The organism is Bordetella sp. MIP270_01_BMS, assembly GCF_054958705.1.
Window position 1 is genome coordinate 2,733,771 of record NZ_CM143297.1, and the last position, 13,230, is coordinate 2,747,000.

Below are 13,230 nucleotides of genomic sequence, written 5' to 3' on the forward strand. Positions count from 1 at the left end.
TCAATGCGGCGTTTCAATGCGAATGACGCGGCTCGCCTCGGGTTTCGAGCACGCGCAGGTACAGAGTGGCGGGTTCCAGGCACCCCCCCGTGGACAACTGCCCCACCATCTGCCGGTAGATTTCCTGCCATGGCGTCTGTGCCGGAGGAATCTGCGGCGGCGGGGCGTTCGCCTTGCGACGCGCCAGCTCCTCCGCGCTGACCAGCAAGGTCACCGAGCGCTGATTCAGGTCGACGCGCAGGCGGTCATCGGTCTGCAGCAGGCTCAGCCCCCCGCCCACGGCCGCTTCGGGCGACATGTTCAGGATGGACGGGCTGCCCGATGTGCCGCTTTGCCGGCCGTCTCCCAGGCAGGGCAGCGAATCCACCCCGCGCTTGAGCAGGTGCGAGGGCGGGGCCATGTTCACGACTTCCGCGCTGCCGGGGTAACCCACCGTTCCGCAGCCCCGTATGACCAGAATGCAATGCTCGTCGATGTTCAAAGACGGATCTTCGATGCGGGCATGGTAATCCTCGGGGCCGTCGAAAACGATGGCGCGCGCCTCGAACGCGTTCTCGTCTCCCGGAGTATTCAGGTAAGAGCGCTGGAACGCCTCGCCCACGACCGACATTTTCATGACGGCGCTGTCGAAGAAGTTGCCGGACAGCACGATGAACCCGGCCCGATGCCGCAACGGGGCTTCGTAAGTACGGATGACGTCGCGGTTGTGCGTGACCGAGGCGGAGGCGATATCGCCCACGGTGCGGCCCGAGACGGTGAGGCAGCCTTCATGCAGTTTGCCCGCGACCTGCAACTCGTGCAGCACGGCTGGCACGCCGCCCGCGCGATGAAAGCCTTCTCCCAGGTGTTCGCCGGCAGGCACGCAGTTCACCAGCAAGGGCACGTCTTCGCCCAGCCGCTGCCAGTCGTCCAGCGTCAGGTCCACGCCCGCGTGGCGCGCGATGGCGATCAGGTGCGGAGGACAGTTGCTGGACGCGCCCAGCGCGGAGGCCACCACGATGGCGTTCTCGAAAGCCTCGCGGGTCAGGATCTGTGATGGACGCATGTCGTCGCGCACTATATCGCAAATACGCATGCCCGTGGCATAGGCCATCTGGCCGCGCTCCCGGTAGGGGGCGGGGATGCTGGCACAGCCCGGCAACGACATGCCCAGCGCCTCCGCAAGCGAGTTCATCGACAGCGCCGTGCCCATGGTGTTGCAGTGTCCGACGGACGGCGAAGACGCCGTCGCCAGCGTCATGAAGCCTTCGTAGTCGATCTTGCCGGCGGCCATCAGGTTGCGCGCATGCCAGATGACGGTACCCGAGCCGACGCGCTGGCCGTCGTGCCAGCCATCAAGCATGGGGCCGCCCGACAGCACAATGGCCGGAATGTCGACGGTGGCGGCCGCCATCAGGCAGGCCGGCGTGGTCTTGTCGCAGCCAGTGGTCAGCACCACACCATCAAGCGGGTAACCATGCAGGATCTCGACCAGGCCCAGATAGGCCAGGTTCCGGTCCAGCGCGGCAGTGGGACGCCGGCCTTGTTCCGCCAGGGGATGCACGGGGAATTCCATGGGAATGCCCCCCGCATCACGTATGCCGGCCTTCACGCGTTCTGCCAGTTGCAAATGATGCCGGTTGCAGGGCGCCAGATCGTTGCCGGTCTGCGCGATCCCGATGATGGGCCGGCCCGATTGCAGCTCGGCGCGCGTAATGCCGGAATTCAGGTAGCGCTCGACATAGATGGCGGTCATGTCGGCGTGAGAGGGGTCGTCAAACCATTGCTGGCTGCGCAGTCTGCGGGGCGTTTGGGACATGGCGGATCGCTACGATGCAACTGGGAAGTGATGATGCCGGGCCCTCGGGCCCGGCGCGGTGCGCGCTTTAACCGCGCGCTTTCTTGATTTCGTCCTGCAATTCCTTGATCAGCTCCGGCCCCAGTTCCTGGGTGTACTTGTCGACTACCGGCTGCACCTTTTCACGCATGCGCGCCACTTCTTCTTCGGACACAACGTTGATCTTCATACCGTGCTCTTTGAGCAGGTCCATGGCCTTCTTGGAATCTGCCCGGCTGTCTTTGCGTTCGAAATCGCGCGAAGCCTCGGCAGCCTGGCGCAGCACCTTCTGCTCGTCGGGCGACAGGGTGTCCCACCACTTCTTGGAAGCCAGCACGACCCAGGGTGTGTAGACGTGACGGGTAATGGTCAGGAAGGGCTGCACTTCATAGAACTTGCTGCTCTGGATTGTCGTGACCGGGTTTTCCTGGCCATCGACCGTGCGGGTCTCCAGCGCCGTGAACAATTCCGAGAACGGCATCGGCACGGCATTGGCGCCCAGCGCGTTGAACACGCCCAACGCCACCTGGTTCTGCATCACGCGCAATTTGATACCGGACATGTCTTCGGCCTTGACGACCGGATGCTTCGAATTGGTGACGTTGCGAAAGCCGTTCTCCCAGTACACCAGGCCTACCAGCCCCTTGGATTCCAGCATTTTCAGCAGGCGCTCACCCAGCGGACCGTCCAGCACGGCATCGGCCTCCTGGTCGCTGTTGAACAGGAACGGCAGGTCGAAAACGCCGAATTCTTTCACCATCGTCGCCAGCGGGGCGGTTGACCCCACCATCATTTCCTGCACGCCGCCGACCAGGGCGTTCTGCATCTGCTCGTCGGGACCCAGGCTGGCCGAACCAAACGTACGCATCTTCATTTTGCCGTCGCTGAGCCGCGCCACTTCCTCGGCCAGGAAGCGGGCAGCACGCCCCTGCACGCTGTCGTCATTGAGGCCATAGCCGAACCGGATCAGGCGCGGCTTGATGTCCTGCGCCGTGGCCACGCCGGCCGCCGTGCAGGACACGGCCACTGCCAGGGCCAAAAGGGTGTGTTTGCAAGTCTTGAACATGATGCTCCTCCAGGTTGCTGAGTGCGCCGGCGGCGGTCGCTGCCGTTTCAATAAAGCCAGCGCGCGGGTACGGTGATCAGCTCCGGGAAGATCACCAAAAGAATTATCAAAATCGCGTAGGCAGCCACATAGCGCCACACGCCCCGGCAGATGGTTTCCATATTGATGCGCGCGACGCCGCAGACGACGTTCAGCACTGTGCCCACCGGCGGCGTCAACAGGCCCACGCAACCGACCATGACGAACATCACGCCGAAGTAGACCGGATCGATGCCGGCCTTGGTGACCACCGGCATCAAGACCGGCGCCAGGATCAGAATCGTAGGCGTCAGGTCCATTACTGTGCCTACCAGAATCAGCAGGATCATCAGGCAGAACATCAGCAGCTTGGGCTGGTCGAGCACCGGCGTCAGCAGGTCGATAAGATCCTGCGGCATGTCGGCCAGTGTGATCATGTAAGACGACACCATGGCCGCCGCCACCAGGAACATGACCACCGCCGTAGTACGGGCAGCGTTGACAAACAGCGGCAGCAGATCGCGCACCCCGATCTCGCGGTAGACGAAGAGGCTGACGACCAGGGCGTATACCGCAGCCACTACCGCAGCCTCGGTGGGCGTGAAGATGCCTCCCCGCAGGCCGCCGATAATGATCACCGGCAGCATCAGTGCCCAGATCGCCTGTCGCAGCGCCGTCAGCCGGACGCTCCACGGCTGCCGCGGTGTGGGTGCGAGGGTGCCCTGGCGGCGAGCCACCCAGGTCCAGACCAATACCAGCGTCAGCCCCATCATCAGGCCGGGCGCAATGCCGGCGAAGAACAATTTGGTGATGGAAACGTTAGTGGCCACTCCGAAGATGATGAAAGATATCGAAGGCGGAATAATGGGCGCCACGATGCCGCCCGCCGCGATCAGCCCCGAGGCCTGCTCGGCGCTATAGCCCTGGTTGCGCAGCATGGGTATCAGCAGGGTGCCCAACGCCGCCGCGTCCGCGACTGCCGAGCCCGAAAGGGCCGCGAGCAGCACGGCCGCGAAAATAGCCACGTAGCCCAGACCGCCCCGGATGTGGCCGACGAACATGCTGGCCAAGTTGACAATGCGGCGCGATATGCCGCCGGCATTCATGATCTCACCTGCCAGCATGAACAGCGGCACAGCCATCAGCGCAAAACTGTTGGCGCCCGAGAGCATGTTCTGCGCCAGAATCTGCGGATCGAAGAAGTTCAGCTGGAACATCAATGCGACTGCGCTGAGCAGCAACGCAAACGCAATGGGCATTCCCAGGGCGATCAACCCCAGCAGCACCGCCAGAAACAAAGTCAGGATCATGATGTGTGCGCGTTAGAGTTCCGGGCGGTGCTCAGACCGGCGTTTCGTCGGCATGGGCGTCGCAAGGCGGACTTCCGCCAAACAAGACACGCACCAGGTCCACGGCCACCATCAAGCCCATGGACACTGCGGCGTACAGCACGGCAACGTCGAAAACCGCTGAAGGCAGTCCTGTCACCGGCAGACGGCCTCCCATGCCTATCACCGTCTGCGCCAACCCGCCATCAGCCATGAGCCACAGCACCCACAAGATGAGTAGCTGGCAAAAGACATGGGCAGCCTTGCGGGCCCTCGGCCCGAAGCGTTGCACGAGCATGGTTACTGCAATGTGCTGGTGTTCCCGCAGCGCCAGCACCGCCCCCAGGAAGATCAACCACACGAATGCCAGCCGGGACAGTTCGTCGGATACGTTGATGCCGGAATTGAACAAGTAGCGCAGCGCCACATTGCCGAACAGCAGCACCACCATGGTCGCCAGGCAGGCCACCATCAGCCACGTCTGGACACGGCTGCAGACATCGGCGGCCCGTGCCAGCCAGGCGGGCGCGCCGTGGGTGTGGCGCTGCTGGGATGCAGGCTGCATATATCTTGTCTCCGGTTGATTTTTTTCAAACAGTGTGCGATGTTAGCGCTAACATATGGCGGCTGTAAACCCCTTCCGGCAGACTACGCACTTTCTTTTTTTACGGATTCCGACATGTCGGCACGCAAGCCCCGCAGCACCCGCGATGGCCGCGTCACCATGCAGCAGGTGGCCCGGCGAGCGGGGGTCAGCGCCATCACGGTGTCGCGCGCATTGCGTGTGCCCGAGAAGGTGGCCCCCGCCCTGCGCGAACGGGTGCTGCGTATCTGCCAGGAATTGGGCTACGTGCCGAACCATGCGGCCAGCGCCCTGGCCTCGTCACGCTCGCGCATCGTGGTTGCACTTATCCCTTCATTGAGCAACGTCGTTTTCCTGGACATCATCACCGGAATCAAAGAAAAGCTCGATGCCCAGGGCTACCACCTGCTCGTAGGGGTCACAGGCTACTCGATGGACGCCGAAGAGGCGCAACTGCGCATCCATCTGCAGCATTCTCCCGATGGCGTCATCCTGACGGGCGTGGACCATACCCCAGCGGTGTGGCAGCTGTTGCGCGCCACCGGCATGCCGGCGGTGCACACCATCGAGACACTTCCCGACGAGTCGGACGACCTGAGCGTGGGGTTTTCACAGTTCGATTCCGGACAGGCCGCCTGCAATCACCTGGTGCAACGGGGCTACCGGCGCATCGGCATCGTGGGCGCGCAGCTCGACCCGCGTTCGCTGCGGCGCTGCGACGGCGCCCGCCATGCCCTGCGCGCGGCCGGCTTGTACGATCCGCAGCTTGAAATCATGACGCCGCAGAAATCGTCCATTGGCCTGGGCGCCGAATTGCTCGACCAAATCGTGGACAGCCATCCCGACTGCGACGGGCTGTTCTTCTGCAATGACGACCTGGCGCAAGGCGCGGTGTTCCAGTGCGCACGGCGCGGAATTGCCGTGCCGGGCCGCATGGGTCTGGTGGGTTTTCACGATTTCGCGGGCACCGCCTGGACCACGCCGCCGCTTTCCACGATAGCCACGCCGCGCTACCAGATCGGCGTTACCGCCGCGACCCTGTTGCTGGAACAACTCGAAGGGCGTCCGCCGGCCCGCCGTCACGTCGACCTGGGCTTCGAGCTGGTGCAGCGCGACACCACCTGATCCGTCGCATTCCCATCTGCGGCCAGCGGGTCTTGCACGAAAGACACCACCCGGGCCGCACCGCGCCGTGTGCCGTTGAACGCCTGCGTTGGCAAGCCCGTACACCGCCTTTCAGCTTGCGTCGTGCCCGACATCCCTGCTGGAAAGCGGGCGCCAGGGCTCGCCGGTAACCCATGTTTACCGGTTGACGCACCGTCAAGCGGTCCGCTTGGCACCCTTGTTTGATGGTAATCAGCTGTCTGGGGATTTCCGTAGCGGCGCTGCCGCCGTTCGCAGTGAAACCACCGACAATGCCGCCACTCAAGCACTAAGTCAGTACGAGGAACCTATGCGTGCAACTTCCGCGGGTACGGCCATTCTCTCTATCGTCTTTGCAATGCTGCTTGCCGGCTGCAGCACCAGTCCCACGGCGCTGTCTGCCCACAAGCCCGACAAGAACCCGCGCGAAGAGCGGTGCTACCAGGAGTTCGCGGCCCTGAAAAAACTGGACCCAGCCGCGTATGAAACGTACCGGCAGCAATTCCAGACCATCAATGATGGATACGGTGTCTATAAAGAGAACCAGCCGCTCGTCGACGGCAGTTCCTCCGAAGTCATGATCACCGAAATCAACAAGGCGCTTTCGCTCGTCTGTGTACGGATCAAGAACGCGGTCTATTCCAACATGATGAACCGCGTGGATGTCTTGAGCACGCTATGAAAAAGCTCGTTGGCGCCGCGCTCTGCGGCGCGATATGCATCATGGGCCGGCCGTCCGTCGCTGCCGATCACGATCAGTCCGCCGCGCTCGACCTGTTGAACCGGCTCATTTCCGAGGAAATCGTGGGCGATAGCGTGACCAGGGTGAGGCTGCAGGTCGTGCCGGGCCCCGATGCGGCCAATCCGGCGCCGCAGTCGCCCAGCCCCGACGCCGCCGATCTCGCGCTCGAACTCGACGAGGTGCGCCGCCACAACGCGCAACTCGAATCGCAATTACAGCAGGCGCGGGACCATGCCGCCACGGCCAACGACCCCGAGGGCCACGCGAAGCAGGTGGCCGCACTTGCCCACCGTCTCGACGACACGCTGGCACGCAACGCTGTGCTGGAAGGTGAACTGGCGGCCCTGAAGGCGGCCAATGGCAACACAGCCCACTCCGTAGCGCCGCCGGAACTCGAACAGGTGCAAGGCCGGCTTGCCGCGCTGACCGCCAGCGAAAGCACGCACCGGCAGAAAGCCGCTGCGCTGTCGACGGAGCTCGACCGAACTCAGGCCGAAAACGCCGCCCTTAAAAAGCGGCTCGCCGACATGCAGGCGCAGGGCACGGCGCCCGCGCCATCCGGCGGCGCCACGGCAGGCTTTGTTGTGGGCAAGGCCCCGTCCCGGGACGTGCGGTCCAGCTACGCGGTGGGAGCCTGGTATGGCGACAGCGCGCCCCAGGAAACCCGGAAGTTCAAGTCCATCGGCCTGGCGTTCGACGTGCGCGCCTTTGCCCAGGGGTTCCAGGACAAGGTCCACCAGCGCATGCAACTCCCCCAGGACACGATCGCCGCCGAACTTGCCCAGATCGACAAGCAGCTCAACGCAGCCATGCTGTCCGAAAACCAGAAGCAAAGCCTCGCCTTGCTGGAAAAGGCAGCAAAAGAAAAAGGCGCCATCAAGACGTCGGAAGGCGCGGTGTATGTCATTCTCGATAAAGGCAAGGCGCCGGTGGTCACGAGCCAGAGCGAGATCGTGTTCGAACTTGACGAGAAGCTGGCCACTGGCGAAGTGCTGAGCAGCGGCGAGCAGGCCAGCGGCCCGGTGCACGAGCTGCCACCGCTGTTCCAGACCATCGTCAAGAAGTTGGGCGTGGGCGGCTCGGCCAGGATGCACATTCCTGCAGAGCAGGCCTACGGCGAAGCGGGCATACCCGGCGTGGTGCCTCCGGGCGCGCTTGCCATCATGACCATCCGCATCCTGGACGTCAAATAAAGACGCGGGGCGGCCCGCTTGCCCCCTTCACGCGTCTGCCGGCGCTGTGCCTACCTGCGGGCCAGCCGGCGCCGAAGGCGGGGGCGTAGTGCCGGTTTTGGAATAATGCCTCCACACCTCGATGGCGCGCAGACGCTGCTTGGCCACGGTCTGGATACGCTCCCGCAGGTCGGGGTCGCGGGCCAGCAAGGCCTCAAAATCGCGCAACGACAACATCAGCAGCTTGCTGTAACCCAACGAGTGCACGTCAGGATTGATCTGCTGGTCGCTCAACAGGGCGAGTTCACCTATGAACTCGCCGCTGCCCAGTTCGACGGACGTGCCGTCGGGCAACTGCACCGAGACGGCCCCCGATGCCACAAAACACATTTCCTGCCCATGCCGGCCGCGCGTCAATACGGGCTGATCCGGCAGGGCCAGCCGCGGGCGCAACAGCCGGCTGATCGCCCGCAGCGAATCCGGGCTCAAGCCCTCGAACAAGGGTACGCGGGTGATCAGTTCGGCAGCCCCGAGTTCCATATCCAGCGGCGGATGCTGGTCGATATGGCGCCAGCGGCTTTTCAGCTGCCCCATCAGGTCGGCGTAGACCTCGCCGCTGATCAGCGACTGGTCCAGCATATCGTGATAGCGGATACGCTCGAGTTCGCGCGCGGTGCGGCCCAGATAGCTCTCTTGCAGCCACAGCGCGTACGACGGGTACTGCAGGTTCAAGGCCTGCAATGCATGTTCGATCAGGTCGAGGCGTCGCTGATGCGCGGTAATGATCTGCTGCGCAGCGGCCTGCCCCAGCAAGGGTCCGATCTGGTCGCGCGCGAAGACGATCAGGCGCTGGGCCACCGAGCGCTTGGTCATCAGGTTGCTGAAGCGCAAGCCCAGTTCGCGAGCCAGCCAGCCCTGGAAACCGAACATGTAGTGCACTCGCAGCGCCAGGCGAAAGGCCTTCGAGTAGCGCACATCCACCTCAACACCCTGGTTGAAGCCCGCCAGGCCGCCCGTGCGTACCGCGTCTTCCAGGCGTTCAGACCGCGCCAGCAGCGATTCGGCCATACGCCAGTCGACGATCTGCGCCTTGAGGATGTCGAAAAAAAGCTCCTGCTCGCGTTGAGCCATGATGGTCAGGCCCACAGCCACGCGCTGCTCGTCGGTCATCTGGCTGATCTGCCCGTCGTGCACGCTGGTCAGGCTGGCGTCGAACACCGCGCGTATCCGCTCGCTGGCCTCGGGGCTGATGTGATCGGTCTTGGCCAGCTCGGTGGTTTTGCCTTGCAGGTCTTCCAGGGCCACTACCAGCGCCTGATTGCGTATCGTGCGCTCGACGGGCGACAGCTGGTTCAGGCCCAGCATGCGTATCAGGGGCCGCAGGGTGATGCCGTTGATGAACAGCGTTGACAGCACGTAGCCCGTGGTGACCACAGCGATGAACTGTCGCTCGGCCTCAGGCACCGCGTCCTGCTCGGTGACCGCCAGTGCCAGCGCGAGCGACACTGCACCGCGCAAGCCGCCCCACAGCATTACCGTTTTATAGGAATTGCTGACCTTCGTGCCCAGGGGGGTGAGCCCCAGCAAGGGCAGTAAGCCGAACACCACGATGGCCCGAGCCACCAGTGTCACCACGAAGACCACCGCCACCATCATCAGGTCTTCCGGGTCGGCCGCGGCCATCAGCTTGGGAATGAGCATCGCGGCAAACAGGAAAATCAGCGAGTTGGCCCAGAATCCGAATTGTCCCCATGAACTCGACAGGTGCTCGAACGTCACGGGGGACATGCGGGTACGTCCCGTCGATCCGACTACGAGGCCGGCAATCACGGTTGCCACCACGCCCGATACGCCCAGATAGTGTTCGGAGATGAAAAAGGACAAGTACGCCAGCGTCAGCGTGAGGGTGATTTCGGCAGTGGGAAAGCCGCGCAGCCAGGCGAACAGGAAGCAGGCGCCTCGACCCATCACGTATCCGGCGATTCCGCCTCCCAGGAAATGGAAGGCAAAGTCGTTGAACACGCCGCCCACGGTCAGGGTGCCCGTGCCGCCCAGTACCCCCAGCAATACGGAATACAGGGCGATCGAGGCGGCATCGTTGAACAGACTTTCGCCTTCGACCAAGGTGGTCAAGCGCTTGGGCGCGCCGACTTCTCGAAAAATGCCCACCACCGCCACGGGGTCGGTGGTGGCGACAATCGCGCCCAGCAGCAGGCACGCGATCAGCCCGTATGAAGACACCGCGCTGACCGCGAAACCGACCACGACGGTACACACCACCACGGCCACAATCGCCATCATCAGAATCGGGCCGATGTCGTCCATCAGGCGACGCACGTTCATGGCCAGCGCGGTCTCGAATAACAGCACCGGCAAAAAGACCATCAGGAAGGTCTCGGACGAAATCTCGAAGTGTTCGATGGTATCGAGCAGGTCGGCCAGCAGCGGCGGCGCCCAGCCGTGCAGGTGCAGCAAGATGCCCAGCGCGCAACCCACGATGGCCAGCAGAACCGAGTAGGGCAGCTTCAACCGACCGGCCAGCGGCGGCATGAAGCACACCAGGGTCAGCAGGCCGGACAAGCCGAATACGATCAAGCCGATATCCATGAGATGGGGCGGTGAAGCGGGTGTGTACGGAACAAGAAGAATAGCGTTTTTTACACTCAGCGCCGGCGGATGTTCCACGTTTCGTTACGCCTCGCCCTTTCCCTCATACCCGATGCCCGCGCTTTTTGGGTAATGTACTGACGTTCCGTAAACGCATGGAGAGTCTTTTGCCGGCCTCGACTTCCAGCGCCGGCCGCGCCGACGCGCCGACGCTATTGGTGCAGATCACCGATACGCACCTGCTGGCCGAACCAGACAGTGTCATGTGCGAGGTCAACACCGACGCCAGCCTGCGCGCGGTGCTGGATCTGGTGCGCGCCAATGGTCATCGCCCCGATCTGCTGCTGGCCACCGGCGACCTGTCTCAGGACGGCTCGCCGGGCGCATACCGCCGCCTGCGTGAAATGCTGGAACAAACCGATTGGCCGGTACGCTGCCTGCCCGGCAACCACGATCATCCCCAGACCCTGCGCCATGCGCTGGGCCTGTGGACCCAGCCTGTCACAGACATAGGCGCATGGCGGATCATTCTGCTGGACTCGACAATAGCGGGTTCCGACGCGGGCCATATCGACGACGCGCAGTTCGATCTGCTCGAGCGCGCCGCGGCCCTGGCGGGCGACCGCCACATTCTGGTGGCCCTGCATCACAACCCCGTTCAGATGGACAGCAAGTGGCACGACACCATGATGGTCGACAACGCCGCAGAGCTGTTTCAGCAGTTGTCCGGCCTGCCGCGTACGCGCGTGCTGCTGTGGGGGCACGTCCATCAGGCGTTTGATCGCCGCCGCCATCATCTGCGCATGCTGGCCGCGCCGTCGACCTGCTTCCAGTTCGCCATACGTGACGGACGACACGTGGTGGATGACGCGGCGCCCGGCTATCGTTGGCTGAAGCTGTATCGAGATGGCTCGCTGGCCACTGGCGTGCGGCGCGTCGACGCCGTAACGTGGCAGCAGCTGCGCGCTGCCTGAACGCCGGCGCCTTACCTGGCATGGCCAGGAGCCGTGCCGTTTGGCGCGGGCAAAAAAACAGGGCACCGATATGCAAGGTGCCCCGCAAGTATCCGTTTCATAGGGGAGGGGAAAGAGGAGAAGCCGAAACGGATACAAGACTGCCAAACCGGAGGCCGGTTACGCGGTCTACATAGGTTTAGGCGCCCCTGCGCGCATTAAGTTTCCGGACAATCGAACTCGGCGGGCGCGAATTTGAATCAATATGTTTCAGCGCCCGCGCACAGTTCACGCCGGTGTCAGCGCACCACGCATTTTCTTCAGCGCCGCCGATTCGACCTGACGGATGCGCTCGGCGGAAACGCCGAATTCTTCGGCCAGCTCTTGCAGCGTTACCCCGCCGTCGTCCTGCAACCAGCGGGCTTCGATGATGCGACGTGAGCGTGCATCAAGCGCTTGCAAAGCGTGGGCCAGCCCGGCGCCCTGCAATTCGTCCTGGTCGCGGCGGTCGAGCACATGGCTCGGTTCCTGGCGCCCTTCGTCGGACAGATATGAAATGGGCGCGTAACCCTCTTCGTCGTCGTCCTGTTTTTCGAGCGACAGGTCACGGCCGGAAAGGCGGACCTCCATCTCGCTGACGTCTTCGCGCCGTACGTTCAACTCTTCGGCGATGCGGTCGACTTGAGCAGGATCGAGCGTCTGCCCATCGGGACGCATGCTGCGAAGATTGAAGAACAGCTTGCGCTGGGCCTTGGTGGTGGCCACTTTCACCATGCGCCAGTTGCGGATGATGAACTCGTGAATTTCAGCCTTGATCCAGTGCACGGCGAATGACACCAGGCGCACACCGCGCTCGGGGTCGAATCGCTTGACGGCCTTCATGAGGCCCACATTGCCCTCTTGGATGAGGTCGGCATGGGGCAGGCCGTAGCCCAGATATTGGCGGGCGACAGAAACCACGAGCCGCAAGTGCGACAGCACCAGTTCGCGGGCGGCGCCCAGGTCGTCGTGGTCGCGCAGGCGGCGGCCGAGTTCGGTTTCGCGTTCGGCCGTCAGCACCGGCAGGCGATTCACGGCCGATATATAAGCTTCGATGGTGCCAAGCGAGCCTGGATTGGCAATGGCCAACGCCAGGGCGTTGCCGGACAGGGCCAACGAGCTGCTGGGTTGTTTCATGTTGGCGGTCTCCAGGTAGGGAACGACGTTATCAGATTGATGTTAGCACTCTGGCGTCTTGAGTGCTAATTCGACTATTGCAGGCGGCAGGAGTTCCCACGACGGACTAAAAGCCGACCCGTCCCCAAATTGATTGCCCCCCAAATACCCTGGGTGGGTCCATTGAGAACTTGGCAGCAAGCCGCAGGCCAGGGTGAGGGAGCCCCGGGGCATCGGCTTCCCAAATCAACGTCAGCCTTGCCCGCCTGCACCCGGATCTCAACCCGGCATAGGCCGCCCCCGTGCTCCCCCATTGGCACGTCACTTGCCGGGAGGGCCATTCCGGGGGCGTACGCCCCGTCTTACGAGGAGGTCGCATGAGTGCATTTGCCAAAGCCACCAACGCCCGGGCGCAGGGCGATGATGTGGTGTTCGAATTGGAGACGGGCGGCGTGGTGCGCCCTTTTGAAATTTCCGGCGATGCCTTGCGCCGTTACTTCGGCGCGGCCGACGGCAGCGGCAGCGAGTTGCTGCGTGCTTTTGACGCCGCCGAAGAAGATATCCGCGCGCTTGCCAAGAAAGCGCAGTGGGTGCCCGCAGATGGCACCATCAAGCTGGGCGCGGGGGATTTCGACGGCAGTTGACGC

The 13,230-nt window shown here is 63.5% G+C and carries 11 protein-coding genes; 5 read left to right on the forward strand and 6 right to left on the reverse strand.

Going from position 1 to position 13,230, the window contains the following annotated elements; genetic code table 11:
* Positions 1–13: 13 nt before the first annotated feature.
* From ACV17W_RS12780 to ACV17W_RS12795, 4 genes are all read right to left on the reverse strand, one after another.
* Positions 14–1,798 carry an IlvD/Edd family dehydratase gene (locus tag ACV17W_RS12780; RefSeq protein WP_462592701.1) on the reverse strand — a complete coding sequence of 595 codons (1,785 nt, stop codon included), beginning with the start codon at positions 1,796–1,798 and terminating at the stop codon, positions 14–16.
* Positions 1,799–1,865: 67 nt separating this feature from the next.
* The gene (locus ACV17W_RS12785) at positions 1,866–2,882 is read right to left on the reverse strand and encodes a TRAP transporter substrate-binding protein (RefSeq protein WP_462592702.1); all 1,017 of its coding nucleotides are present in this window, start codon (positions 2,880–2,882) and stop codon (positions 1,866–1,868) included.
* Between the two features lie 47 nt (positions 2,883–2,929).
* Positions 2,930–4,210 (reverse strand): TRAP transporter large permease, encoded by a 1,281-nt coding sequence (locus ACV17W_RS12790; RefSeq protein ID WP_462592703.1) that lies wholly within the window; start codon positions 4,208–4,210, stop codon positions 2,930–2,932.
* A 31-nt stretch (positions 4,211–4,241) separates the two neighbouring features.
* Positions 4,242–4,793 carry a TRAP transporter small permease gene (locus tag ACV17W_RS12795; protein ID WP_462592704.1) on the reverse strand — a complete coding sequence of 184 codons (552 nt, stop codon included), beginning with the start codon at positions 4,791–4,793 and terminating at the stop codon, positions 4,242–4,244.
* 114 nt (positions 4,794–4,907) lie between these two features.
* Between ACV17W_RS12795 and gntR the strand changes: the two genes are divergently transcribed.
* The 3 genes from gntR to ACV17W_RS12810 all read left to right on the forward strand — a co-directional run bounded on the left by gntR (position 4,908) and on the right by ACV17W_RS12810 (position 7,889).
* The gene (gene gntR, locus ACV17W_RS12800; protein WP_462592705.1) at positions 4,908–5,936 is read left to right on the forward strand and encodes an HTH-type transcriptional regulator GntR; all 1,029 of its coding nucleotides are present in this window, start codon (positions 4,908–4,910) and stop codon (positions 5,934–5,936) included.
* 328 nt (positions 5,937–6,264) lie between these two features.
* Positions 6,265–6,636, forward strand: coding sequence for a hypothetical protein (locus tag ACV17W_RS12805; protein WP_462592706.1), 372 nt, complete (start codon positions 6,265–6,267; stop codon positions 6,634–6,636).
* The gene (locus tag ACV17W_RS12810) at positions 6,633–7,889 is read left to right on the forward strand and encodes an FKBP-type peptidyl-prolyl cis-trans isomerase N-terminal domain-containing protein (RefSeq protein ID WP_462592707.1); all 1,257 of its coding nucleotides are present in this window, start codon (positions 6,633–6,635) and stop codon (positions 7,887–7,889) included. The genes ACV17W_RS12805 and ACV17W_RS12810 overlap by 4 nt, the downstream gene beginning before the upstream one ends.
* Before the next feature lie 27 nt (positions 7,890–7,916).
* Here ACV17W_RS12810 and ACV17W_RS12815 read toward each other — a convergent pair whose 3' ends face one another.
* Positions 7,917–10,475 (reverse strand): cation:proton antiporter, encoded by a 2,559-nt coding sequence (locus ACV17W_RS12815; protein ID WP_462592708.1) that lies wholly within the window; start codon positions 10,473–10,475, stop codon positions 7,917–7,919.
* Positions 10,476–10,630: 155 nt separating this feature from the next.
* Here ACV17W_RS12815 and ACV17W_RS12820 point away from each other — a divergent pair, with 155 nt between their 5' ends.
* Positions 10,631–11,449: a phosphodiesterase gene (locus ACV17W_RS12820; protein ID WP_462592709.1), complete on the forward strand. Its 819-nt coding sequence runs from the start codon at positions 10,631–10,633 to the stop codon at positions 11,447–11,449.
* Between the two features lie 267 nt (positions 11,450–11,716).
* Here the strand turns inward: ACV17W_RS12820 and rpoH are convergent, their stop codons facing one another.
* Positions 11,717–12,604, reverse strand: coding sequence for an RNA polymerase sigma factor RpoH (rpoH, locus tag ACV17W_RS12825; protein ID WP_462592710.1), 888 nt, complete (start codon positions 12,602–12,604; stop codon positions 11,717–11,719).
* Positions 12,605–12,960: 356 nt separating this feature from the next.
* Between rpoH and ACV17W_RS12830 the strand changes: the two genes are divergently transcribed.
* Positions 12,961–13,227 (forward strand): DUF1488 family protein, encoded by a 267-nt coding sequence (locus tag ACV17W_RS12830; protein WP_462592711.1) that lies wholly within the window; start codon positions 12,961–12,963, stop codon positions 13,225–13,227.
* Positions 13,228–13,230: the final 3 nt, after the last annotated feature.